This window comes from Flavobacterium sp. LM5 (assembly GCF_002017945.1).
Taxonomy (GTDB): Bacteria; Bacteroidota; Bacteroidia; order Flavobacteriales; family Flavobacteriaceae; genus Flavobacterium; species Flavobacterium succinicans.
In genome coordinates this window covers 189,960-215,808 of the sequence record NZ_MUFX01000004.1, presented here as the reverse complement: position 1 = coordinate 215,808, position 25,849 = coordinate 189,960, and the positions used below count along the sequence as shown (strand labels likewise).

16 protein-coding genes are annotated in these 25,849 nt (G+C 35.7%); 12 read left to right on the top strand and 4 right to left on the bottom strand.

Translation table 11 applies throughout. From position 1 onward, the window contains the following. The first annotated feature begins 7 nt into the window (after positions 1 to 7). Both BXU11_RS13140 and BXU11_RS13135 read left to right on the top strand, forming a co-directional pair. Positions 8 to 541 (top strand): mechanosensitive ion channel domain-containing protein, encoded by a 534-nt coding sequence (locus BXU11_RS13140; RefSeq protein WP_078212848.1) that lies wholly within the window; start codon positions 8 to 10, stop codon positions 539 to 541. 38 nt (positions 542 to 579) lie between these two features. Beyond that, positions 580 to 2,409, top strand: a complete 1,830-nt coding sequence (locus tag BXU11_RS13135) for a hypothetical protein (RefSeq protein WP_139363506.1) — start codon at positions 580 to 582, stop codon at positions 2,407 to 2,409. A 5-nt stretch (positions 2,410 to 2,414) separates the two neighbouring features. Here the strand turns inward: BXU11_RS13135 and BXU11_RS13130 are convergent, their stop codons facing one another. Then, positions 2,415 to 3,365: an alpha/beta hydrolase gene (locus BXU11_RS13130; protein WP_078212847.1), complete on the bottom strand. Its 951-nt coding sequence runs from the start codon at positions 3,363 to 3,365 to the stop codon at positions 2,415 to 2,417. Between the two features lie 157 nt (positions 3,366 to 3,522). Between BXU11_RS13130 and BXU11_RS13125 the strand changes: the two genes are divergently transcribed. From BXU11_RS13125 to BXU11_RS13115, 3 genes are all read left to right on the top strand, one after another. Next, positions 3,523 to 6,054, top strand: a complete 2,532-nt coding sequence (locus tag BXU11_RS13125) for a PIG-L family deacetylase (RefSeq protein WP_078212846.1) — start codon at positions 3,523 to 3,525, stop codon at positions 6,052 to 6,054. A gap of 120 nt (positions 6,055 to 6,174) precedes the next feature. Beyond that, on the top strand, positions 6,175 to 7,899 hold the full coding sequence (locus BXU11_RS13120) for a sodium:solute symporter (protein WP_078212845.1): 1,725 nt from the start codon (positions 6,175 to 6,177) through the stop codon (positions 7,897 to 7,899). A gap of 144 nt (positions 7,900 to 8,043) precedes the next feature. Then, positions 8,044 to 8,568, top strand: coding sequence for a hypothetical protein (locus BXU11_RS13115; RefSeq protein ID WP_078212844.1), 525 nt, complete (start codon positions 8,044 to 8,046; stop codon positions 8,566 to 8,568). Between the two features lie 265 nt (positions 8,569 to 8,833). Here the strand turns inward: BXU11_RS13115 and BXU11_RS13110 are convergent, their stop codons facing one another. Continuing rightward, the gene (locus tag BXU11_RS13110) at positions 8,834 to 10,906 is read right to left on the bottom strand and encodes a hypothetical protein (RefSeq protein WP_078212843.1); all 2,073 of its coding nucleotides are present in this window, start codon (positions 10,904 to 10,906) and stop codon (positions 8,834 to 8,836) included. A gap of 381 nt (positions 10,907 to 11,287) precedes the next feature. Between BXU11_RS13110 and BXU11_RS13105 the strand changes: the two genes are divergently transcribed. After that, complete coding sequence (locus tag BXU11_RS13105) at positions 11,288 to 12,739, top strand: NAD(P)/FAD-dependent oxidoreductase (protein WP_078212842.1); 1,452 nt, start codon at positions 11,288 to 11,290, stop codon at positions 12,737 to 12,739. A gap of 143 nt (positions 12,740 to 12,882) precedes the next feature. Here the strand turns inward: BXU11_RS13105 and BXU11_RS13100 are convergent, their stop codons facing one another. Together BXU11_RS13100 and BXU11_RS13095 are read right to left on the bottom strand one after the other, a co-directional pair. Further along, a complete protein-coding gene (locus BXU11_RS13100) occupies positions 12,883 to 13,428 on the bottom strand; it encodes a DUF1697 domain-containing protein (RefSeq protein ID WP_078212841.1) in 546 nt (181 codons plus the stop codon). An 11-nt stretch (positions 13,429 to 13,439) separates the two neighbouring features. Beyond that, positions 13,440 to 13,886 carry a YhcH/YjgK/YiaL family protein gene (locus BXU11_RS13095; RefSeq protein WP_078212840.1) on the bottom strand — a complete coding sequence of 149 codons (447 nt, stop codon included), beginning with the start codon at positions 13,884 to 13,886 and terminating at the stop codon, positions 13,440 to 13,442. A gap of 168 nt (positions 13,887 to 14,054) precedes the next feature. Here BXU11_RS13095 and recG point away from each other — a divergent pair, with 168 nt between their 5' ends. The 6 genes from recG to pheT all read left to right on the top strand — a co-directional run bounded on the left by recG (position 14,055) and on the right by pheT (position 25,649). After that, positions 14,055 to 16,163: an ATP-dependent DNA helicase RecG gene (gene recG / locus BXU11_RS13090; protein WP_078212839.1), complete on the top strand. Its 2,109-nt coding sequence runs from the start codon at positions 14,055 to 14,057 to the stop codon at positions 16,161 to 16,163. Between the two features lie 305 nt (positions 16,164 to 16,468). Continuing rightward, positions 16,469 to 17,527 carry an efflux RND transporter periplasmic adaptor subunit gene (locus tag BXU11_RS13085; protein WP_078212838.1) on the top strand — a complete coding sequence of 353 codons (1,059 nt, stop codon included), beginning with the start codon at positions 16,469 to 16,471 and terminating at the stop codon, positions 17,525 to 17,527. Positions 17,528 to 17,664: 137 nt separating this feature from the next. Beyond that, positions 17,665 to 20,760 carry an efflux RND transporter permease subunit gene (locus BXU11_RS13080; RefSeq protein ID WP_078212837.1) on the top strand — a complete coding sequence of 1,032 codons (3,096 nt, stop codon included), beginning with the start codon at positions 17,665 to 17,667 and terminating at the stop codon, positions 20,758 to 20,760. A 187-nt stretch (positions 20,761 to 20,947) separates the two neighbouring features. After that, complete coding sequence (locus tag BXU11_RS13075) at positions 20,948 to 22,252, top strand: TolC family protein (RefSeq protein ID WP_078212836.1); 1,305 nt, start codon at positions 20,948 to 20,950, stop codon at positions 22,250 to 22,252. 16 nt (positions 22,253 to 22,268) lie between these two features. After that, on the top strand, positions 22,269 to 23,132 hold the full coding sequence (locus BXU11_RS13070) for a bestrophin family protein (RefSeq protein ID WP_024979752.1): 864 nt from the start codon (positions 22,269 to 22,271) through the stop codon (positions 23,130 to 23,132). A gap of 96 nt (positions 23,133 to 23,228) precedes the next feature. Next, positions 23,229 to 25,649 carry a phenylalanine--tRNA ligase subunit beta gene (gene pheT / locus BXU11_RS13065; RefSeq protein WP_078212835.1) on the top strand — a complete coding sequence of 807 codons (2,421 nt, stop codon included), beginning with the start codon at positions 23,229 to 23,231 and terminating at the stop codon, positions 25,647 to 25,649. Positions 25,650 to 25,849 lie beyond the last annotated feature (200 nt).

Sequence of the window (25,849 nt, the reverse complement as noted above, 5' to 3'; positions counted from 1 at the left end):
ATACAAAATGAACTTTTTTGAACATTATTTAATACAAGAAATCAGTACCGGAGTATTGTTTCTTGTTGTTGTTTTAGCAAGGACTATGGTTGCCAAACTAATTCGACGATACGCTAGAACTAGTGATATCATCGAAAAAAGGACAAATTTAGTCATTAAATATATCAACATTCTTATTTCTGTTTTAACTGTTATTACTATTATATTAATTTGGGGCGTTCAGGCCAAAGATATTTTTATCACTATCTCCTCTGTAGCAACGGTAATTGGTGTGGCGATGTTTGCCCAATGGTCGATTTTGAGTAATATCACAGCAGGAATTATTTTGTTTTTTTCGTTCCCCTTTAAAATTGGAGATACTATTGTCATTCATGACAAAGAATACGCTGTTGAAGGTGAAATTGAAGATATTGGAGCCTATCATGTTACCATTCTGGCAGAAAATGGTGAAACGGTGATTTATCCCAACAATCTATTTTTTCAAAAAGGAATTTCGATCAAAAAAAAGAAAGCATCTGAATATACTGATTTTACCGATTGATTTTGAATGCTTACAATAGATAATGTTAAAGCTCAACTATGCTAAATAAAAAATCATTCTTATGTTTTGCGCTTTGGTTGTTGTTGAGCACCTTTTTTTATGCGCAAGTACCGGTAAACAAAGACACCATTGCACTTTATAAGAATTTGCAAAGTTTTTCTCAAAAGAAAAAAAGTACAAATCTTTTATATCGTTTGGTGTTTCGACCAATTCAACCTAAAGCAAGCTCGAAAAAGAATACAACCTTTAATTACGCTCCTTTTCAAGGAAAGTACATCCACTCGATTACCATTATTACTTTGGATCCTTTTGGGAATAAAATTCAAGATTCAAAGACTTTATCGGAACCTAAGAACCCTAAAATGGTAGAAGAATGGGGTAATAAACTCCATTTGAAATCGAAAGATTATACGATTAGAAAAGTCTTGCTGTTTAAAGAAAAGGAAGCCCTTGATTCCATCAATATTAAAGAAAGTATTCGTTTAATTCGTGCACAGCGCTTCATTAATCGTGTTGAAGTCACTATAGATGATGTGCCCGACTTCAATAATTCAGTAGCCGTTACTTTGACTGTTTTAGACTCGTGGAGTTTGATCCCTAATGGCTCTTTTAGCAGTAGTCAAACTACATTAAAGCTAAAAGAACGGAATTTCTTAGGTCAAGGACATGAAATTCGAGGTGAGTATACTAACAAATTTAGTAACGGTGAAGATGGTCATTTTTTTCAATATACCATTCCAAATTTCAGAAAAACTTTTGTAAAAATTCAGGCCACTAATCAAGAAAGCGTGGATAATAACTCGTTCAAAAATTTTGACATTTCAAGACAATTTTTCTCTCCTTTAACCAAATGGGCAGGAGGAATAGCTTACGAAGAACATTTTAAGAAAGATACTTTGGCAGCTGCGGATGGTGTTTTTAACTTTCAAAATTTCAAATACAATACCGCTGATTATTGGTTGGGTCATGCTTTTGCTTTAGAAAAAGATCCAACTAAAAAAACAAAAATCACCAATATTATTCTAGCCGGCAGGTATGTAAATGTTTTATTTAAAGAAAAACCGCTACCTACTTACGATACTATCAATTTTTATTCTAATGAAAAGTTAATGCTTTTAAGTGTGGGTTTGAATGCACGAAACTTTATCCAAGAGCGCTTTTTATTCAATAACGGAATTATAGAAGATGTACCTATTGGCAAAGCTTATAGTGTAACCGCTGGCTATCAACGAAAAAATCATATGGAGCAATTGTATCTTGGTACTAGAGCTTCCTTTGGTAACTTTTATCGTTGGGGATTTTTTAGTATGAATACAGAATTGGGAACGTTTTTCAAAGAAGGCAAAACCTCACAGACGGCTTTTTCGTTTCAGACCAATTATTTTACAAAATTATATGAATTGGGTGATTGGAAAATTAGGCAATTTTTAAAACAACAAGTGGTGCTTGGTTATAATAGATTACCCAGCAATGGCGATTTACTAACCATTAATCAAGAGAATGGAATACGTGGTTTTAATAACGCTTTGTATGGTACTAAAAAAATGGTTTTTAGTTCACAAACGCAAAGCTATTCACCATGGAACTTGTGGGGCTTTCGATTGAATCCATTTTTTAATTACTCCATAGCCGTGATTGGCAACAGCAAAAAAAGCAATCAAAAGAACCAAACTTTTTCAAGTATTGGGCTTGGCTTTATTATTAACAATGATTACTTGGTATTCAGTTCTTTTCAACTTTCGTTTGCCTATTATCCGAATACCTTTAGTCCAAATGATAAAAATCTCATCAATAATGCTTTTGAAACCAGTGATTTTGGATTACTCGATTTTGAATTGAACAAACCTAGAACTATTATTTACAGGTGAGTACGTTATTTTAAATGTACCGCTAACCAATCAAAAAGTTTAGTATAGACCTTTTTTCGAACCTCAAACGAGGACAAAATCAAATCATGCATTCCGTTTTTGATTTCAATGATGGTGCGTTTTGGGGCAACAATTTTTTCGGCCTCTTTTTTTATGTCTTTTACATCCAATACGGTATCTGCTTCAAAAAAATGATCGTTCCATTTTTGATCCATACTACTTTTATCAGAATGCATCACTATAATGGGACAGGTAAGATGTATCCCTTTCTTGATTTTCAAATGGCCTTCATGTATAGCATTGATCCATCCCGCATTAACATTAGGGACTACATGAGGCTTCCAGGTTAAATTGTATTCCCACTCCCCTTTTTGTGCTTTATGTAAACTGTATCCATACCAATGAGATATCCCTCCGGGAATAGATAGTTGAGGAAAATATTTACCCAATTGACATACCCATGGAATTAAAAATCGCTTTTGGTAGTTGGGCATATTGAAATCATAAAAAGGACTATTACAAAAAACAGCCTCAAATTTTTGATTATCCACGCGTTCTGAAGCATATAAGGTAACCAATAAACCACCTGTAGAATGTCCTGATAATAAAACTTGTCTATTGCCTTCTTGTCGAATTATAGTTAAAGCAGCGTCTAAATCTTCATAGTATTCCGTTAGGCTACGCATAGTATTCATTTTTTGATGAGGCAACAAAGAGCGTCCGTATTTGCGTAAATCTAGAGCATAAAAATTAAATTCGTTAGCGTTAAATTGTTCTGCCATTTCGGATTGAAAAAAATAATCATTAAACCCATGAACATACAAAACAGCTTTGGTAGTCGATGCATTCCCTTTTTTTCTAATCAAAGTAGTGATAACCTTTCCCTCATAATCATCGGGTTGTTCAATAACGGTGCATTCAAACCCTAGTCCTAAATGATCCTCAGTATATTTCATAATTTTTGTTCAATCAATTGATCTACTAAAATACTTAAAATAATTAGTAATATTGAGATAATACTATCAAAGCAAAACAGAACATTAACATAAATTAACAAAATATACCAATCGGATATTACTATTTTTGAGGCCTATCAATAATTAAAGAAGAATTATGCCTAAGTTATTTAGTAAAGCCTCCTTGCTTTTATTTTTATATGTTTTTCCTACTTATGCACAAAAACCAGTAAAACTCAACTCAGTTGAAATTCACAATCAAATTCAAAAACTCAATTTTCTGGGTTCCGTACTCTATGTAGCGGCACATCCAGATGACGAAAATACCCGATTGATTTCGTATTTAGCCAATGAAACCAAAGCCAGAACAGCCTATTTGTCGCTAACTCGAGGGGATGGAGGACAAAATCTAATTGGAGCACAATTGCGCGAATTATTAGGAGTAATTCGTACGCAAGAACTTATAGAAGCACGAAAAATTGATGGCGGAGAACAACTTTTTTCTAGAGCAAATGATTTTGGTTTCTCCAAAAATCCAACAGAAACTTTAGCCATTTGGGACAAAGAAAAAGTCCTAGCCGATGTAGTTTGGGCAATTCGTAAATTCCAACCCGATGTAATCATTAACCGTTTTGATCATCGTTCTCCAGGAACTACTCACGGACATCACACCGCATCAGCAATGTTGAGTGTGGAAAGTTTTAATTTAACCAACAATCCTTCTGTTTATCCAGAGCAACTTAAATACGTACAACCTTGGCAAGCCAAACGCCAGTTTTTCAATACCTCTTGGTGGTTTTATGGTTCACAAGAAAAATTTAATGCAGCGGACAAAACCAATCTAATTGCAATGCAAACTGGGGTTTATTATCCAAACATTGGAAAATCCAATCAAGAAATTGCTGCATTAAGCAGAAGTTCCCATCAATCACAAGGATTTGGAAGCACAGGAACTCGTGGTGAAGAAACAGAATATTTAGAATTTTTAAATGGCGAAAGAGTCCCTACAAACGGTTCTCTTTTTGAAGGAATTGATACAAGTTGGAATCGTGTCAAAGGCGGAAAAGCTATTGGAGAACTCCTTACTTTGATTAGCAAAGAATTCAACCATAACAATCCTGCGGCTAGCATTCCAAAACTAGTCAAAGCCTACCAAATGATGTTGCAATTAGACGAAAATCATTGGTCGAAACAAAAAGCAACCGAAACCAAAAAAATAATTGCAGCCTGCGCTGGTTTATACCTAGAAGCTGTTGCTCCAATGCAAGAAACGACGCCTGGAAGTAGTCTGAAATTAAAGATAGAAGCCATCAATCGTTCTACAATTCCGATGGTATTGAAAAGTGTAACCACCTTGCCTAACCAAAACACAACGGTTCAGAATGCAAATTTACAACCCAACAAATTACTCAACTTTGCCCTTGATTTGCAACTACCAGAAACCATAGCCTACACACAACCATATTGGTTGGCTGAAGAAGCTACTGTGGGAATGTACACTGTAAGTAATCCTACTGAAATTGGACTACCTGAAAAAGAAAGAGATGCAAAAGCCGTGTTTACTGTAAGCATTGAAGGTGTTGAAATTCCCTTTGAACGAACAGTAGTTTACAAATACAATGACGATGTAAAAGGCGAAATGTACAATTTCTTGGATATCGTTCCTGAAGCCACATCAACCTTTACAGAAAAAGTTTTGTTATTTACCAATGAAAAAAGCAAAACCGTTGGCGTAAAAGTCAAAGCTGGTAAAGATGCAATAAAAGGAATCGTTCAATTGGATTTAGGAAAAGATTGGAAAATAAATCCTGCTTTTATCGAAGTTAATTTGGATAAAAAAGGAATCGAAAAAACCGTTTATTTTACCGTAACTCCACCTAAAAACAATCAAGAGATTGTAGCCAAAAGCATCGTGGTTATTGGAGACAAACAATTGAACAAAAGCCAAATCAATATTGATTTTAATCATATTACCAAGCAGCAAATTCTAAAAAATGCCGAGGCTAAGTTCTTGCGTGTAGATTTGAAAACCAATAATGAAAAAATCGCCTACATTATGGGAGCTGGTGATGAAGTTCCTGCAAGCTTAGAGCAAATGGGCTATCAAGTAACTATTTTGAAACCCGAAGAAATCACACCCGAGCGTTTGGCTACGTTTGATGTGGTGATGACTGGAGTTCGAGCCTACAATACCGTTCAAGCATTGGCCAACAAACAATCCATTTTATTTGAATTTGTCAAAGAAGGCAAAACAATGATTGTTCAGTATAACACTACCGATGATTTAGTAACTCCTAACCTTGCTCCTTATCCGCTAAAAGTTTCTCGTGACCGAGTAACGGAAGAAGATGCCGAAGTTCGTTTCTTGGCTCCTAATCATCCTATTTTGAATTACCCAAATAAGATTACGGCCAATGATTTCAAAGGCTGGAAACAAGAACAAGGATTGTATTATCCTAATACTTTTGATGCTTCCTTCACTCCTATCTTGTCCTCAAATGACAAAGGCGAAAATCCAAAAAACGGAGCTTTGTTAGTAGCACCTTACGGAAAAGGCAATTATATTTACACTGGATTAAGCTTTTTTAGAGAACTACCAGAAGGGGTTCTTGGTGCTTTTAAACTGATAGCCAATACCATTTCTGTAAAATCCGAAACCAAAATGCCTGCTCCAAAAATTAACAACTAAAGACCCGCTATGGAACCCAAGAAAGAAAAAATTTGGAAAAAGGACTACACCTATGTATTGGTGGCCAATATTATCTACATATTGATTTTTTGTCTCATTATGAATTTATACGCCTAGCTTATGCAATTATTTGATTGGATTATTTTATTGACCACCCTTTTATTCATTGTCATTTATGGCGTTTGGAAAACCAAAGGAAGTAAAAACGTTGAAGATTTCATTTTAGGTAACCACGAAACCCCTTGGCATGTTGTTGGTCTTTCTGTGATGGCAACTCAAGCCAGTGCGATCACTTTCTTATCCACACCTGGGCAAGCGTATCATGATGGCATGGGATTCGTGCAGTTCTATTTTGGCTTACCCATTGCAATGGTATTAATATGTGCTACCTTCATTCCTATTTATCACAAATACAAAGTCTATACAGCTTACGAATATTTAGAAAAAAGGTTTGATTTAAAAACACGTTCCTTAGCAGCGGTTTTGTTCTTAGTACAACGTGGATTAGGGACTGGTTTGACCATCTATGCACCCGCGATTATTTTATCGGCTATATTGGGTTGGAACTTGACCTATATGAATATTTTCATTGGAATTTCGGTGATTATTTATACTTTTTCTGGAGGAACGAAGGCAGTCAACGTGACGCAAAAACAACAGATGTTTGTGATAATGTCTGGAATGTTTATTACTTTCTTCTTGATTTTACATTATTTACCCAACGATATGACTTTTTCTAGTGCCTTGCACATCGCAGGAGCCAATGATAAAATGAATATAGTTGATTTCTCTTTTGACCCAGAGCAAAAATATACGTTTTGGAGTGGGATTACAGGAGGTTTTTTCTTGGCTTTAGCTTATTTTGGAACCGACCAATCACAAGTAGGGCGTTATTTATCTGGAAAATCGGTGCGAGAAAGTCAGATGGGATTGATTATGAATGGGTTGCTCAAAGTTCCTATGCAATTCTTTATCTTATTGACTGGTGTTATGGTTTTTGTCTTTTTTCAATTCAATCCGGTACCGCTTAACTTCAATCCGAATAACAAAACGATAATAGAAAACTCGAAGTATAAAAAAGAATATCAAGTCTTAGAAAACAAACTAAATGCGCTTTCTGAAGACAAGAAAGTGATTAATCTTTTGTACATCGATCAACTGAATCAGGATTATGACAACCCTACTTTGCGCAAGGAATTGGTAGCATTATCAAGTAAAGAAAAAGACTTGCGTGATCAAGCCAAAGTCATTATTGCCAAGGCGGATCCAGATAGCGAGACCAATGATAAAGATTATGTGTTTTTTCACTTTGTACTCAACTATCTTCCTAAAGGTTTAATTGGATTATTATTGGCGGTAATTCTTTCAGCAGCGATGTCTTCGACGGCATCTGGATTGAGTGCCTTAGCTTCAACCACCGCCATTGATATTTACAAGCGCAATCTGAAAACCGAAAAATCCGAAACACATTATTTGAATGCCACAAAATTTTTTACGGTAATGTGGGGCGTTATTGCTATCCTTTTTGCTTGCATTGGCACTTTATTCGAAAACTTAATTCAGTTGGTTAATATTATTGGTTCGGTGTTTTATGGAACAGTTTTGGGTATTTTTTTGGTAGGTTTTTATATCAAAAAAGTACAATCACAAGCGGTGTTCTATAGTGCGGTAATTAGCCAAATTACCATTTTTATTATCTATTATTTTGCCATTTTTATCCATCCGAGTGATGAAGAAAAATTAGGGTATTTGTGGTTGAATTTTATTGGAGCATTATTGACTGTTTTCTTATCGATGTTACTGCAAATAATGTTACCCAAAAGAGAAACGGAAATGACATCGTAATTTTCAATTAAAAAAACACACGCTATAAATTAATAGGCTACAGAACTGCAAATTTGTTTTACAATTTGCAGTTTTTTTTTAACAAACATTTTGTTTTGTTTTTTTTATTAATATATTTCAGATATTTTTAAATGTACTTATTCAATGAAAAAAACAATTCTTTTTTTAAAACTATTGCTACTAATATGGACAACAAAATCCATTGCACAAACCAATTTAAAACAATACAGAGCAGGACATGCGTTTGATATTGGGTTGCCAGATTATTTAAGTAAAACATCAGGACTAAATAGTTCAGCAGCTATTCAATATCAAAATAAGGTAAAAGAAATTTATGGTTTTGTAATTTTTGATACCAAAGAAGAGCTCGAATTAGCCGAAATGAAATATACTTCGATTAATGAATTTTATGAAGACTTCATGAAAGATTTTTTAAAAGATGAAAAAAGTGCTGTATCAAAACCTGTTTTTCAAAAAATAGGTGACATAAATTTTGTTGAATGTGATGTTGTTTTTACTAATGAGGAAGAAAAGACTGAGATTTATTATTTAGTTGGGATTGTTGAAACTAAAAACTCATTTTACAAAGTATTAACTTGGACAGCTGCTGAAGATAAAAACAAATATAAAGATGATTTTAAGAAAATAGTTTACAGTTTAAAGGACTAGTTAAGCTATTATTCTTTTAGATTTTCAAAATTAATTTGAAATGTGTTTGTCATGGATCATTTTCTGTTAAGGATAGTAACGAAAAGCCCGTAAAGCTAGCCGTTCTTTTTACAAAACAACCTCCAAAAGAGCGACCAAGGGAAGCTCCTTTTGGGGGTTGTTTTGTGAACGGCTTGCTGCGGACTTGTAGTGGATAGCCTGCCCGAACAGCCAAATAAATAGCAAACCTAATGCTGTTGTGAAAAATATGTTTAATGGCGAGGCATTATTCTATCAAGTCTGGCGTTGAAAGAATGAGCTCAATCTTTTTTAGGATTGTGGTAATCTGATTCATTTGATTTTCAATGTTTCTGAAAAACAAACTGATGTCGCGATTGACCCAACTCTCTGAAATGATTCGTGCCCCCAAACTAATACGTAAAACGGCACTTTGAAATTCCGGATTATATTTTACATCTACAGGTTGACCGATATGACATTTTTGACCTGCAAGTCGAATAATTTCGAGTGGCGAATGGGCAAAATGATTCGAAATATCAGAATTTAATAAAACATACAGATTTTTCACTTGTTTTTGCGGCAAGACTTCTCCATTTTTTTTGATAAAAAAGGGGAAAATGGTACAGATGTTTCTGAGACCAAATTCTTCTTTTTCAAATGGTTTTGTTGTTGATCGATCCATAAATAATGGCTCCAAAAAAGTTGCTTCTTTAATGGAATCTTCTACAAAATTGCAAAACATTTCGATACCCATATTTCGGTACAAAATAGGAGTTTTGTAATAACGTTCCATTTCGACAATAGCTGCATTCCAACGCATATTAGAGCCATAATTAAAGCCGTCTGATAAATTTTTCGCACACGACCAAGTCGTTGGCCAATCCGAATGATTGTAATAGGTGTTGAGTCCTTTTGGCAAAGTAGTCGAAAGAGAATCAATAGTTTTACTCACGGATTTGGGCAAAATTAAGGCTCCACAATATGGAGGGCCAGTAAAATATTTACTTCCGGTGATGGTAATTAGGTATCCTTTGTTTAAATAATGCTGAATGTCCTTAGGATCAAGTCGGAGTTGTGAAGCATCGACAATACATTGCAAGGATAGCTCTTTTAGGGTATTTAAGCGTTGTAATAATGACTTACTAGGCGATTGAAAACCTAGTTTGGATTGGTCCATAATGTGCAATACAACGTGTTGTCCTGCTTGATTTTTTTGCAAAATAGCATTGAAAACTTCCTCATCCATTTGTTCCAACGATTTTAACTGTCCTTTCTCGTCGCGCGATGGAATTTGTATCACATTTACGGGTCTAAATCCTTCAATAGTATCGCCTTTTTTGACTGGATAATTCAATGCTGTGGTGTTTTCAAAATGGCAGCCTTTCAAGGCCGCTGGTACACCACTCCCCGTTTCATCTGATGCTACCAGAACATGCGTAATTTGTTTATCTGAAACAACTTGTGTTATTGCGGCAATTTGCAGTGCAGAATCAGTGCCCGATGGAGAAAAAATAATTTGACATTCGTCTTTTATCTTGAGTGCTTTTCTTAACTTGTTTTTTAGCAATTCCGAAAAATCATTGGTCGTGCTTTTAAAACCATTTTTAAGACTATTTTGAATCAAAACACGTCTTAGTTTATCGGATTTGTCAAAGGCAAAGTTAGAGATACTCGTAGCTGTTGAAGAGGCAAAGGTAAAGGCATCTGGTCTAGGAAATGGTCGACAGCCGTACTTGTTTAACAACTCAATTTCGTCAATGTTTAAACGAAGATCGCCACCAGACATTAATAAATATTCCGTTGGTTTGGCTAAATGTTCTAAAATAGGTTCCCAAGCCTCATGAATCTTTTTGTCTTCATTTTTAATACCATGTACAGCTGCTAATTCCTTATTCTGCGCTAAACTCAAATATCTTAAAGATTCCTTTTCTTGAAGTAATTCAATTAAAAAATGTGGGCTATCCGCAAGTTTATCTTTATCTTCTTTGGGTAAAATATCATAAAATATTTTGGTCACTTTTAATGCTGCAACATCACACAAGAAAACATTGGATTTATCTTTTCCTAATGCCTTGTACCAAAGTTGCCACTCCACGCCATAGCGCAAATATGTTAGTGCTAGAACGGGTTGCTCTAAAAAAGCTGTACCAATAATGATGGATTTATTGGGTATAATCTTAAATACATTAGGCTCTTTGTTAGAGGTAATAATATTAATATCATTAATCTTAGGTACGGTATTAAAACGCTTTAAAACTCTTACTAGATCATTTACATTTTCTTTTTCAAATAATTGCGTTCTTTTATATTGATCTTCAATAAGTACGTTGTTGGACATGTGTATGGTATTAAAACTTAAAAAAAGTGTGTCAGACTGTGGCTACAGCATATTTAATTTTAAAAAATAAGTATAAAAATCAAGACAAAAAATAAGGTTTTATGGGTAGAAAATAGTTCTAAAGACTACTTTTTGAATCTAATATTGATCTAGATAAATTACTTTTTTTTATGTTGCAAAATACCGAACTTTTTTCGAGAAATCGATGTTAAAATATATCAAATACTATTAAACATCTTTGTTTTTTTTATGAAAGCTAGAAGCCTGTTCATTTCACTGGTTTTTCTGCTGTCATAAGTAATGGGAGAACCAAAGCCAATAAATACGCTTGCTTTTACTACTTTTGTACCTTCAATGGCACTTATATAAAATAACAACAACTTGGAAAATTTTGAAAATTCGCATACAAATTGGACTGTTTGTTCAGATTGTCATGGAAAAGGGCAAAAAAGTAGAAGAATTAGTAAAAAAAATCGCTTGGCGTTCGAGATTGCCTTAGCTCAATTTGAAAATAATAATGGCACAGGATTACCGCCCGTTAAACCTAAGGCTGCACTTTATACCTGTTTACAATGTACAGGTTCTGGTATAATACCGTCAGAAAATCCAACTAGTGTTGATACTGAAAATTTTCCTCATGTAGCGATCATTGGCGGAGGCATTGGTGGTGTGGCCCTTGCGGTGGCTTGCTTGCATCGCGGGATTCCTTTTACTCTTTTTGAACGTGATACGGATTTTGACGCTCGCTCCCAAGGCTACGGACTCACCTTACAGCAAGCCAGTAAAGCCATTGCGGGTTTAGGAATTGTTGCTCTAGCAACAGGTGTGGTTTCCACTCGACACGTAGTGCATACCACTGATGGCAACATTATCGGGGAATGGGGCGTTCGAAAATGGATGCAATCCGATGCTAACTATAAGGCAAAAAAAACCAATATTCACATTGCACGTCAACATTTGCGCAAGGCATTATTGGACCAACTCGAAGGTCACGAAGCTGTACAATGGGGGCATCAATTCATGGGTTTTGAAACTACAAAAGATCAAAAAATAGCGCTAACCTTCGATGTAAAGGGCACGCAAAAAAAAATAACCGCCGACCTTTTGGTTGGTGCCGATGGAATACGAAGCACCGTTCGCAAGCTTTTGATAGGTGAAGAAAAAACACCGTTGCGCTATTTGGGTTGTATTGTAATTCTAGGCATTTGTTCGCTCGAATCGCTCGAAAACGCCCAACATCCTTTATTGGACTCGGCCACCGTTTTCCAAACGGCCAATGGTCAAGAGCGAATGTATATGATGCCCTATACCGCCGATACCATAATGTGGCAATTTAGTTTTCCCATGTCTGAGACAGCAGCCAAGACTTTAAGTGCTCAAGGCCCCGCAGCACTCAAGGAAGAAGCTATAAAAAGAACACCTTGGCACGATCCTATTCCACAAATCATTCAAGCGACGCCCATCGCAAACGTATCGGGATATCCCGTGTATGACCGTGAATTGTTGCAACATGAAATGCTGCAAAACCAAGAAAACATCACCCTAATTGGCGATGCCGCTCACCCCATGAGCCCGTTTAAAGGACAAGGTGCGAATCAGGCCTTACTAGATGCCTTGCGTCTGGCTCGTACCATCAGTACAGCATGCAAACCCGGATCGCAATGGTGCGAAAAAGGAATAAGAGCCAGTGTTTTAAAGGCCTTCGAAACCGAAATGTTAACCCGAAGCGCTGTAAAAGTCAACGATTCAGCTTCAGCAGCCCAATTCCTGCATTCTGAACTAGTGCTCCATAAAAGCGATGCACCACGAGGAAATATTGCAAAGAAACTTTAATATTTTGGGCGTTACCACAAGGGTCGGGCTTTTCGCTACAATCTTTTTTAAGGCAAAAAAAGCCTTAAAAAAGGATTTCCACTACAATCCCTAACGCAGCTACAACATCGCGTTAGGTGCTGAATAGAAGAAATTGAAAAGCACTACTTTTCCTCAAACATTTTCAACAATTGTGTCACCGTATTCCAATTGCGAATAGTAGCGGTTAGGTTCAATTTTTTCTCAATATATTTTTGGTCGAATCTCGTTTTCCCAGCGCCAACAGCATATTTAATGTAAATTCTGCTAGCATCAATCTGTGCTTCATCGGGTTTCACTTGACTCATTTTTAAATCATTGATACTGTCACTTTTCAATTCCATCGAAACAAAAGCGACATACAATTTTTTCAAATCAACTTCTTTTTCCTTCAAAAAAGAATTATGGGCAAAACAAGCCTCCAAATCCGATTTCCCAATCACCACCACAGGAACTTCAAGACCAAGCGCTCTAAATAGTTCTTGCTTAATCATGAAACCTACCTTGGCAGGATTTTCCTCTTCGCTATCTACAAAAACATTCCCCGACTGAATATAGGTTTGTACGTTCTTAAAACCAACGGCTTCAAGAGTTGCTTTCAAAACCTCCATTTTAATCATATTATGCCCTGAAACATTGATGCCACGGAGAAGCGCTAAGTGTGTTGTCATTTTTTTTTGAATTAAATTTTAACCTTCACTACTACTTTCTTCACTTTCGAAACCTCTCCAGCTTTTACACAAGGACGGTGCAAATCTTCAGGAAAAAACAAGGTAAACATCCCTTCTTCCACTCGCAATAACGAAGTGTCGCCTTCATAAAAAGTATAATCCTTTTCCAAGTCTTCTTCCACCATTTTCTGGTTGGTCAAAGGCGCAAAACCCATCAACTCCACTCCACTGATGACGTATTGAATATCAATGTATTTATGGTGCCCTTCCAACACACATTCGGATTCGTCTTTGGTTTCATATTCTTGCACAATCGCGAATATTTTATCCGAATCAATTTCGTGCTTTCCTGAGGCAATAGCCTTTAAATCGGTGGTAGTTATAAACTCAAAACCTTTGGCCAAACGTTTGGTTAATTGGCTGTATAATCTGTAATTTTCAATTTTATCAATAACCATATCTCTAGTATTTAGTTTCCAAAGATATTGTGAATTGAAGGAAATTCCTAAACAAACCCATTTCCAAATCTAGAAACAATCTAGTATCTTCGCTTTGCGAAAAAAAATCCTTGAGTTAAGAATATAAAAATTCAAAGTAACTCATAACACATAACCGATAACTCAAAAATGTCCAATAAACTCCTAGAAACTCCCATTGAATATTTGAAAGGCGTTGGCCCCACTCGCGGGACTTTGCTTCGCAAAGAATTAGGGATTCACAAATATGGAGATTTGGTCAATTTTTATCCCAATCGATACATTGACCGTACCCGTTATTACAAAATCAATGAATTGCAAGGCACCACAGCCGAGGTGCAAATTGTTGGTAAAATCATCCACATCAAAACGGTGGAGTTTGGTAAAAACCAAAAGCGCTTAGTCGCTACTTTCGTTGATGAGACGGGACAAATGGATTTGAATTGGTTCCAAGGTCACAAATGGATTAAAGAGAGTTTAAAACTCAATGAAATGTGTGTTGTTTTTGGGAAATGTGCCCAATACGGCAGTCAATTCAGTATAGCGCATCCTGAGATTGAGTTACTCGCTGAGCACCAACAAAGCTTGCGTTCGGCTATGCAACCCGTGTATCCGTCTACTGAAACTTTGACCAACAGAGGGATTAGCAACAGAGTCATCAACAAAATGATGCAGCAATTGTTTTTGGAAACACAGGCTTTGTTTACCGAGACTTTACCTCAATATCTGCTTGAAGAATTGAAATTGATTCCAAAGAATGCTGCGCTATTCAATATTCACTTTCCAAAAAGCAGCGAAGCCTTAGCCAAAGCGCAATTCCGTCTGAAGTTTGAAGAATTATTCTACATTCAGTTGCAATTGATTACCAAAAATTTGATTCGCAAACACAAAATAAAAGGACATCCCTTTTCAAAAGTGGGGGAATTATTCAACGATTTTTATCAAAATCATTTGCCTTTTGATTTGACGAATGCCCAAAAAAGAGTAATCAAGGAAATCCGAACCGATATGGGTAGTAATGCCCAAATGAACCGTTTGTTGCAAGGAGATGTGGGTTCAGGCAAAACAATTGTAGCTTTTATGAGTATGCTTTTGGCATTAGACAATGGTTTTCAGGCTTGCTTGATGGCACCCACAGAGATTCTGGCTAATCAACATTTCATTGGACTTTCAGAATTTGCCACTACCTTAAATATCAACATTAAAATCCTAACGGGTTCTACTAAAACTGCGGCACGTAAAATCATTCACGAAGAACTCGAAAATGGAAGTTTGCAAATCTTAATCGGTACTCACGCGCTATTGGAAGACAAAGTGAAGTTTCAAAATTTAGGCTTAGCCGTAATCGACGAGCAACATCGTTTTGGCGTTGAACAAAGGTCAAAGTTGTGGAAAAAGAACTCCATTCCTCCACACGTTTTGGTGATGACGGCTACTCCTATTCCGAGAACTTTGGCGATGAGTTTGTATGGCGATTTGGATGTTTCGGTTATTGATGAATTGCCTCCTGGTCGAAAACCCATTCAAACTGTGCATCGTTTTGACTCCAACCGTTTGAAAGTTTGGAAATTTATTCGAGATGAAATCGCTTTAGGACGCCAGATTTATATTGTATATCCTTTAATTCAGGAATCCGAAAAAATGGATTTTAAAGATTTGATGGACGGTTACGAGAGTATTTCTAGGGATTTCCCTCTACCCGACTATTCCATTTCGATTTTGCACGGAAAAATGAAACCCGCAGAAAAAGATGCCGAAATGAAGCGCTTTGCCGAAGGAAAAACAAATATTATGGTAGCCACTACTGTAATTGAGGTGGGTGTCAATGTGCCGAATGCCAGCGTAATGATTATTGAGAGTGCCGAACGCTTTGGACTATCTCAACTTCATCAATTGCGTGGTCGTGTGGGACGTGGTGCTGACCAAAGTTATTGCATCTTGATGACTTCTTACAAACTAACTAGCGATAGTAAAATCAGAATGGAAACTATGGTCAATAGCAACGACGGATTTGAAATTGCCGAGGTAGACTTGAAATTACGAGGACCAGGAGATATAATGGGCACCCAACAAAGTGGGGTTTTAAACCTTCAAATTGCGGATTTGGTCAAAGACAAAGACATATTGCTTTTGGCTAGAAATTACGCTTTCAAAGTATTGAATGACGACCCTTCTATGCAAAAACCAGAAAACACTATCCTTAGAATGGTTTTTATGGAACTTACCAAGAAAAAAAATATTTGGAACTATATTAGTTAAATCTATTATTAAATTCTCTTTTTTTTTAAGAATTTATGATTTAAAACGAAACGATTCTATGTTGTTTTATTAATTTGTATGTACAAATGTTAAATTATTTTTTCTTATTATCGCTTTCTTACAAATGCTTTACTTTTGTTTTTGAACTTTTTTAAAAACCAATTAAACCATTGATTATTTCTGATGTCTCATCTACTTAATTAATAAAAAAGCAAGTTTAAAATTCAATTTATCTTACTTTAGAAGGTTAAAACAAACAGCTTTCCACACCCAAATATTACCAAAAAAACAAATAATAGCTACATATGAAAATAAAAAACCTTGTTTACACGCTTTTAGTTCTTATCATTGGAGGTTTTATAGCCTACAGAGTAGTTTCGAATTCTAAAAAAGGAGGCGATTCAAAAGACAAAGGAGGAAAAGACAAACCGATGAACGTAAGTGGAATTGTAATCAAAACACAAGTTTTCGAGAACAACTTATCCCTATCAGGTTCAATAGAGGCGAATGAACAAGTCGAAATTCGAAGTGAAGTTTCGGGAATTGTAGAAGCCATTTCGTTTCAAGAAGGAAGTTTTGTAAACAAAGGTCAAGTGTTATTTAAAGTCAACGACCAAGAATTAAAAGCGCAACTTATTCAAGCGACAACCAAAGAAGGTTTGGCTGCAGAGAATGCCAGAAGAGCTAAATTACTTTTGCAAAAAGAAGCCATCAGCCAAGAAGAATATGATGTCGCTAGAGCCGAGCACAAATCAACACAAGCCCAAGTGCAATTAATTAGAGCTCAAATTGCAAAAACATCCGTAAGAGCTCCTTTTTCTGGAAAAATAGGATTGCGTTCCATCTCTCCTGGAACATACATAACACCTACTATTTTAGTAGCCAATTTGGTTAATATCGGGAAATTAAAAATCACGTTTTCTGTACCAGAAAAATATGCTTCACAAATCAAGTTAAATACCAACATTTCTTTTACTGTTTCTGGTACCACTCAAAAATACCACGGTGTTGTTTACGCTATCGAACCTGAAGTGGCCACCGCAACCCGTACCTTACAAGTTAGAGCCATAGCCGATAATAAAGAAGGAAAGCTTTTTCCAGGGACTTTCGCAAATGTCGAATTGCCTTTAGATGTCATTAAAGATGCGATTGTTGTTCCTACAGAAGCGATAGTTCCGATTCAAAATGGTAAAAAAGTATTCATTTCCGAAAAAGGAATGGCAAAAGAAGTAAAAGTAGAAGCTTCAACAAGAACAGATGCTTCCATCTTGATTCTTTCAGGATTAAAAGCTGGAGATACTTTGCTGACCACAGGCGTTATGGCGTTGAAAGATGAAACACCTGTAAAAGTTAAAATTAAGTAGTGTTTATAGTAATTAGTACCTAGTAATTAGTACCTAGTAATTAGTACCTAGTAATTAGTCATAGACAACTGAAGATTATAAAATAAGAACTGAGCATTGAGGACCAAGAAAGGCCTTTAAAAGAAAAAATAAAACAAATGAGTTTATCCACCATAAGCATAAAAAGACCCGTTCTAACGATAGTTTTGAATCTAACTATTATTTTGTTTGGAGTCATTGGCTACAGTTTTTTGGGTGTTCGAGAATTCCCTTCTATCGACCCTGCTCAAGTTTCGGTGAGAACGAATTATACTGGAGCGAATTCAGATATTATCGAATCTCAAATTACTGAACCTTTAGAAAAAGCCATAAACTCTATAGATGGGATTCGAAATGTAACTTCTTCGAGTATACAAGGAAGTAGTAACATTACTATTGAATTTGATTTGAGTAAAAATTTAGAAGAAGCTGCCAATGATGTACGCGATAAAGTATCACAAGCTGTTCGTAGCTTACCACAAGATATAGATGCTCCTCCTGTAGTTTCTAAAGCGGATGCTAATGGGGAATCGATTATTTCAATGACGGTACAAAGTGATACTAGAGACGCATTAGAATTAAGTGATTTTGCCGAAAATGTAATTGCGCAACGTCTGGAAACAATTCCTGGTGTAAGTGGTGTACAGATTTGGGGACAAAAGAGATACGCAATGCGTTTGTGGATTGACCCAGTAAAATTAGCGGCTTATGGGTGTACTGTAGCTGAAGTTCGTAGCGCTCTTAATAAACAAAACGTAGAATTACCTTCAGGAAAATTAACCGGAAGCAACACTGATTTAACCGTAAAAACAGTTGGTAATCTTTCTAAACCTGAAGAATTCAATAATATCATCATTCGAAGTGAAGGCGATAGAATTGTCCGTTTTAGTGATATTGGAAATGCTGAACTTGGTGCTGAAAATTTAGAGACCAAAATGAGTCAATCAGGGCTTCCGTTATTGGGTGTGGCAATTGTTCCGCTGCCAGGAGCCAATTATTTAGATATTTCAAAAGAGTTTTATAAAGTCTATAACTCTTTACAAAAAGATTTACCAAAGGATATCAAATTGAACATTGCCATTGACAGTACGATTTTCGTAAAAAAATCAGTGGTTGAGGTAGCTGAAACCCTTGGTATTTCTATCATTCTGGTAATTTTAATTATCTATTTATTCTTTAGAGATTGGGCCATTGCCTTCCGTCCGTTGATTGATATTCCTGTTTCCTTGATTGCAACATTCTTTATTATGTGGCTTTTTGGATTTTCGATTAATGTATTGACGTTGTTGGCGATTGTTTTGGCCACAGGATTAGTAGTTGATGATGGAATTGTAGTAACCGAAAATATTTTCAAAAAGGTAGAAGAAGGAATGTCACCTATTGAAGCAGCAATAAAAGGGTCGAATGAAATCTTTTTTGCGGTAATTTCAATTTCGATTACGTTGGCTGCAGTATTTCTTCCTGTAATATTTTTGGAAGGTTTTGTTGGTCGATTGTTTAGGGAATTTGGGGTGGTAATTGGTGCAGCAGTACTAATTTCAGCTTTTGTTTCTTTGACTTTAACACCAATGCTAAATGCCTATTTAATGAAAGGTGGGGTTCAAAAGAAATCCAAATTCTATTTGATGACCGAGCCTTATTTTGAAAAATTAAACAGCAACTATGCGGAATCATTAGGACGTTTTATGAAAAAGAAATGGTTGAGTTTCCCTATTTTGATTGCTTGTTTTGGATTAATTTACCTATTCTTTTCGCTTTTGAAAAAAGAAACAGCTCCTTATGATGATAGAAGTGCCATTGTAATGTCAATGACTACTCCAGAAGGCGCTTCTTATGAATATACGGACCGTTTTATGCAGGAAGTTTCTAAAATTGTTGACGATTCTATTCCAGAGAAAAATGTTTCACTTATCATAACTTCACCAGGTTTTGGAGCTTCTACGGTAAACAGCGGACGTGTTCGTATTGCCTTGAAAGCACCAGAAGAAAGAAAGCGTTCCCAAAAGGAAATTGCAGAACAATTAACCAAAATCACCAAACAATTTCCTGAAGCAAAAACTGCGGTAATTGAGCAACCAACCATTGCAGTGAACCGTCGTGGAGGATTGCCAATTCAATATATTATTCAGGCGCCAAACTTTAAAAAATTAGAAGAGAAAATTCCATTGTTTATGGAAGAAGCTGCTAAAGATTCGACTTTTGCGATTACGGATGTGAACCTGAAATTCAACAAACCTGAAGTCACCGTTACTATCGACAGAGAGAAAGCAGAAAGCTTAGGAATTTCAGTTTTGGATATTGCACAAACCTTACAACTTTCGTTGAGCGGACAACGTTTTGGCTATTTTATGCAAAACGGAAAACAATACCAAGTCATTGGTCAGTTCAACCAAGAAGACCGAACCAAACCGCTTGATATTACTTCTATGTTTGTCAAAAACAACAAAGGAGAATTGATTCAGATGGACAATGTGGTGACTATTCAAGAACAAAGTAATCCACCGCAATTGTATCACAACAACCGTTATATGTCGGCCACTGTTTCTGCGGGATTAGCGCCAGGCAAAAGTTTGGGTGAAGGAATTGAAGCGATGAATAGAATCAAAGCCAAAGTTTTGGACGATACGTTTACGACTGATTTAGGTGGAGAATCTCGAGATTTTGTGGAAAGTAGTTCGAATACTTCTTTTGCTTTTGGATTGGCTTTAATCTTGATATTTTTGATTTTAGCAGCACAATTTGAAAGTTTTGTTGACCCGTTTATTATCATTTTGACTGTTCCGATGGCGGTTGCTGGAGCTTTGTTTTCGTTGTGGTTGTTCAATCAGACTTGGAATATTTTCAGTCAGATTGGAACCGTAATGTTGATTGGGTTGGTGACCAAAAACGGTATTTTGATTGTAGAATTTGCGAATCAATTACGAGAACAAGGCAAACCGAAATTTGAAGCGATTATGGAAGCTTCTGAAGCGCGTTTGCGTCCTATTTTGATGACGAGTTTGGCGATTTCGTTAGGAGCGTTGCCAATTGCTTTGTCACTTGGAGCAGCTTCGACTAGTAGAATTGGTATGGGAGTCGTGATTGTTGGAGGAACCATTTTTTCATTGGTGTTGACATTATTTGTAATTCCAGCGTTGTATTTGATGTGGTCTAAAGCCAGAAAACATTATCCTGAATTTGATCATATTGCAGAATACGAAGCCGAATCGAAATAGTCGTTGATTCGTCTTATGAAAAAGAGAAGTCTCGTATAGCCCCGATAGTAGCGGCATCCTTTTTTTATTTTTCTTTTCAAAAATAAAAAAAGATATAGCGGATAGCGGGAGGAATCGTGTTGTGAAAACAGATGTGGTGCTCCTTGAATTAGAAAATTAGAATTTAATTGGTAGTTGAAAATAAGAAATGAGAAAAAATATAATTGCGTTTTTGTTATTGCTTTTGTGCGGTCCTTGGGTGTATTGTCAAGATGTATTGACGATACAAGATGCAGTGGCGATTGCTTTGGAAAATAACTTTGAGATTAAAATCGCAAAGAATAGTCTAGGTATTGATAAAGTCAATGTTTCTGAGGGAAATGCAGGCATGCTTCCTTCTTTAACGGGCTCTTTTATTGATAATAATAGGATTCAAAATACTTCGCAAACCCTACAATCCGGGCAAGTGAATTCACTCAAAGATGCTAAAAATAATAGCATGAATTATGGCGTGAGTTTGGATTGGACAGTTTTTGATGGCTTACGAATGTTCGCGAGATACGATCAATTGAAAGAATTGCAAAAATTAGGAGAAGCCAAATTAAAACAAACAATTTTGAGCAAAATTGGTGCGGTGAACGCTACCTATTTTGATTTGGTACAACAACAGCAGCAATTGATTGCCATTGACAGTACTTTGTTGATTTCTACCCAACGATTAAAGTTGGCCGAAAATCGTTTCAAGATTGGGAAGGCTTCTAAATTGGAGGTTTTGAATGCTCAAGTGGATTTGAATACCGATAAAGTAGCTTTGTTGCGACAAAAAGAATTGTATGCCAATACCAAAATAAAATTGAACCAAATTTTGGCACGTGATGCTCAAACTTCTTTTTCAGTTTTAAATGATGTAATAGTGGATAATTCTTTAATTTTAAATGAATTAAACGATTTAGCTAAAAAGCAAAACCCACAATTACAATCACAGATTATTGCCAAAAATATTTCCGAATTGCAACTCAAACAAGTTAAAGCTGCTCGTTATCCGGTGATTAGTTTGAATTCAGGTTATAATTTTCAAAATACTGAATCGAGTTTGGGATTTACCACAGAATCTTCGGCTAGAGGTTTTAATTATGGTTTTACTGCTACCTTAAATATTTTTGATGGTTTTGCTCAAAATAGAAATGAGAAAATTGCAAAACTAGAAATTGAAAACACCAAATTGGCGATTGAACAACAAACTCAAGCTTTAGAATCGCAATTGTCTACTTTTTATCAAACGTATTTGACCAATTTGGAACTGGTTACTTTGGAAGAAAACAATGAAGCTATTGCCAAACAAAACCTTGCCATTACAATCGATAAACTAAAAATTGGTACCATAACCACCATCGAATTTAGAGCCGCACAATTGAATTATGTGAATGCCAGAGTTAGAAATAGCAACGCACAATATCAAGCCAAATTATCCGAAATAGCCTTAAAAGAGTTGGCAGGTACTATTTCATATTAATATTTTCAATCCTTTTATGACTTCTTACAACCCTAAAGATTGGTTTCGATTTATTTTCTTTTTCAGCAAAGGAGATACTTTTAGAAAATTAATTCCAATCATGATTTTAATAGGATGCTATTCAGCTGGAATTGCCTATTTAGAGATGGAATATTGGCATTTACCGGATAGTAGTCATGTCAAAAACATTTCGCTAATGCATGGCATGTTGGGTTTTGTGATTTCATTATTATTAGCTTACCGCACCAATACAGCTTATGATCGTTGGTGGGAAGGCCGTAAAATGTGGGGTGGTTTAGTAAATAACAGTAGAAACCTAGCTATTAAATTGTCTGCTATTTTGCAAGACGATAAGGATAAAGTGTTTTTTAGAAAAATGATTCCAGGCTATGCTTCGATTTTGCAAAAACATTTAAGCGATGATGAAACTGCACAACAATTATTTGACGATGTTGATCTACAGATTAATCAACAACGACATCGCCCGAATCAAATCGCCCAAATGTTGTTTCAAAAGGTAAATGATTTGTACCAATCTCATAAAATAACAGGTGATCAATTGATTATTTTGAACACAGAATTACAGTCTTTTACTGAGATTTGTGGCGCTTGTGAACGTATAAAAAATACGCCTATCCCCTATTCGTACAGTGCCTTTATCAAGAAATTCATTTTTATCTACGTACTTACTTTGCCTTTTGGTTATGTTTTTAGCTTAGGGTATTATGTAGTTCCTGTAGTTGTTTTTATTTTTTATGTTTTGGCTAGTCTTGAATTGATTGCCGAAGAAATAGAAGACCCTTTTGGTTCGGATGCCAACGATTTACCTACTGCAAAAATCGCATCCAATATTAAAAAACACATCGAAGAATTGTTGTAATTAGAAGAAGGACGATTGGAGTGTCTAAAAAATAAGCAAAATGTTTCTCTCTACAAGGTTCAATCCTTATATTTGCATTCTTATTAAAAATGACAAATGAAGGTATCATATAATTGGTTAAAACAATTTATTAAAATTGATTGGAATTCAGAAGAAACAGCTGCTTTACTAACAGATTTAGGTCTTGAAGTTGAAATGGTTGACAAATATCAATCGGTAAAAGGAGGATTAGAAGGCATTGTAGTAGGACATGTATTAACGTGTGTACCGCACCCAGATGCCGATCGTTTAAAAGTTACCACGGTAGACTTAGGCGATGGTCTTCCGGTACAAATTGTTTGTGGAGCAAGTAATGTAGATGCGGGACAAAAAGTACCAGTAGCTACAATTGGCACTGTATTATATGACAAAGAAGGGAATTCTTTTACCATAAAAAAAGGAAAAATTAGAGGGCAAGAAAGTCATGGAATGATTTGTGCTGAAGACGAATTAGGTCTTGGTGAAAGTCATGACGGAATCATGGTCTTGGACGAATCCTTAGTTCCTGGCACAAAAGCAGCAACTGTTTTCAAAATAGAAAATGACGAAGTATTCGAAATTGGCCTAACGCCAAACCGTGCTGATGCCATGAGTCATTTAGGTACCGCTAGAGATTTGCGTGCTGGTATGATTCAAAGTGGACAAAATGTAGAGTTAATTACTCCATCCGTAAGTAATTTTAGAGTAGATAAGCGTACGCTTAAAATAGACATTGATGTCAAAGACAGTAAATTAGCACCAAGATATTGTGGGGTTACAATTTCCGGAATTACCGTTAAAAGTTCTCCAGAATGGTTGCAAAATCGCTTAAAAGCCATTGGAATCAATCCTAAAAATAATATTGTAGACGTTACAAACTACGTTTTACATGATTTAGGACAGCCCTTGCACGCTTTTGATGCTAACAAAATTACTGGAAAAATACACGTACAAACTCTAGAAGCGGGTACTAAATTCATCACATTAGATGATGTAGAAAGAAGCTTGCATGAAGAAGATTTAATGATTTGTGATGACAAAGGTCCAATGTGTATCGCGGGTGTTTTTGGAGGAAAAAAATCAGGAGTTACTGAATATACAACGGCAATTTTCTTAGAAAGTGCTTACTTTAATCCTGTAAGTATTCGAAAAACGGCCAAGAGACACCAATTAAACACCGATGCTTCTTTCCGTTTTGAGCGTGGCATCGATCCAACAATCACTGAATATGCCTTAAAAAGAGCGGCACTTTTGATTCAAGAGGTAGCTGGTGGAGAAATCACATCCGATATTATTGATATTTATCCTAAAAAAGCAGAAGATTTTGCTGTTTTTCTAAACTTCAATAAAGTAGCCAAAATTATTGGTCAAGAAATCCCTAAAGATACCATCAAACAAATCTTAGCTTCTCTTGAAATTAAAGTCACTAGTGTTACCGATGCTGGGTTAGGACTTATTATTCCTTCCTATCGTGTAGATGTACAACGTGAAATTGATGTTATCGAAGAAATTCTTAGAGTCTACGGTTACAATAATATTACTACATCCAAAAAACTTAATGCTTCTGTAGCCAATGCACCAAGAACTGAAGATTATAAGGTACAAAACACCGTAGCTTCTCAGTTGAACGCGCAAGGTTTTCATGAAATGATGGCGAATTCCTTGACTACTGCAACTTACGCGCAACTCTCAGAGAACTTAAAAGAAGAGCACAACGTTACAATGTTGAATCCTTTGAGTAGCGATTTGTCAACTATGCGTCAGTCGTTATTGTTTTCTGGTTTAGAAGCTTTAGCGTATAATATCAATAGAAAAAATGCCGATTTGAAATTGTTTGAATTCGGTAAATCATATCATAATTTCCCTACTGGTTATGAAGAAATAAAGCATCTAACTTTGTTTCAAACTGGTAATCGTAACAAAGAAAATTGGAATTACGCCACTCAACCCACTAATTTCTTTTTATTGAAAGGAAATGTAATGGCCATTCTTGAAAAACTAGGCATTCAAAAGGCTACTAGTATTCCTGTAACAACCGATGTTTTTGCTGAGGGAATTGCTTTAGGAATCGGACAGGAAACTTTGGTTGAATTTGGCGTGGTAAAAAAATCGATTCTAAAATCATTCGGCATCAAGCAAGAAGTTTTATTTGCCGATTTTAATTGGGCTTTGGTTTTGAAACTAGTGTCTAACAAAATTAAATTTACTGACATTCCAAAATACCCAGAAGTGCGCAGAGACTTGGCATTACTTGTAGATACTACCGTTACGTATGATGCTATCTATAAAATCGCACGTCAAACTGAAAAGTCTTTATTAAAAGAAGTTAATCTGTTTGATGTTTACGAAGGGAACAATTTACCCGAAGGAAAAAAATCATATGCTCTTAGTTTTATTATTCAAGATGAGAATAAAACCCTGGAAGAAGCACAAATTGATAAAATCATGAGTAAATTGCAACGAAATTTCGAAACAGAACTCGGAGCTTCTTTACGCTAATTTATTTATTGTAAACACAATACGCATTTAACCAAAATCAGAACTTCGATTGGTTATAGAATACAAAAGCTGAATCTCAAAGCCAACATCGGTTTTGAGATTCTTTTTTTACTGAATCGTTAATTGAATATTTATTTATTAATAAAATTGAGTTTGAAAACAATTTTCAAAGTGAAAATTGCTATTTAAATTTGTAAGTT